The 468-nt window shown below is 64.3% G+C and carries 2 protein-coding genes; both read right to left on the bottom strand.

The genetic code is table 11. The annotated features are described in order from the left end of the window. Positions 1–203 (bottom strand): NAD(P)(+) transhydrogenase (Re/Si-specific) subunit beta (locus FL311_RS43605; protein WP_194869656.1); only part of this gene is annotated, 203 nt, incomplete at its 3' end. Beyond that, positions 200–468: NAD(P) transhydrogenase subunit alpha (locus FL311_RS43610; protein ID WP_141333594.1), on the bottom strand; the 269-nt coding region annotated here is incomplete at its 5' end. The genes FL311_RS43610 and FL311_RS43605, both read right to left, overlap by 4 nt.

The following is a 468-nucleotide window of genomic DNA, read 5'->3' on the forward strand; positions in this document are numbered from 1 at the left end:
GAGGTACCGCTCTCGGTGCCGGCAAACATCTCGGCCTTGAGCTTGTAGATGAGCGCAATGGTCGTGACGGCGGCGATGGCCATGCCGGTCATGCCGAATGCGTTGCCGCGCCGCGCCGTGGTCGGGTGAGAAAGCCCCTTGAGCGCCTGGATGAAGCAGACCGACGCCAGCAGATACAGGAGGGTAACGAGGTTCATGCTCATTGCTTGGCTCCCTCGTTGTGACCGCCCTTGGCCTTCGGCTCTTTCTTCTTGAACATCTCCAGCATGCGCTGGGTGACCAGGAAGCCGCCAAACACGTTCACTGCCGCCAACGCCACCGCCACCACGCCCATCGTGCGGCCCAGGCCCGTTTGCGTGAGGCCCGCCGCCAGCATGGCGCCGACGATGATGATGGCCGAGATGGCATTCGTCACGGCCATCAGCGGCGTATGCAGCGCCGGCGTGACGGTCCAGACCACGTGGTAGC

The sequence above is a fragment of the Myxococcus sp. AB025B genome (genome assembly GCF_006518215.1).
Lineage (GTDB): Bacteria > Myxococcota > Myxococcia > Myxococcales > Myxococcaceae > Myxococcus > Myxococcus fulvus.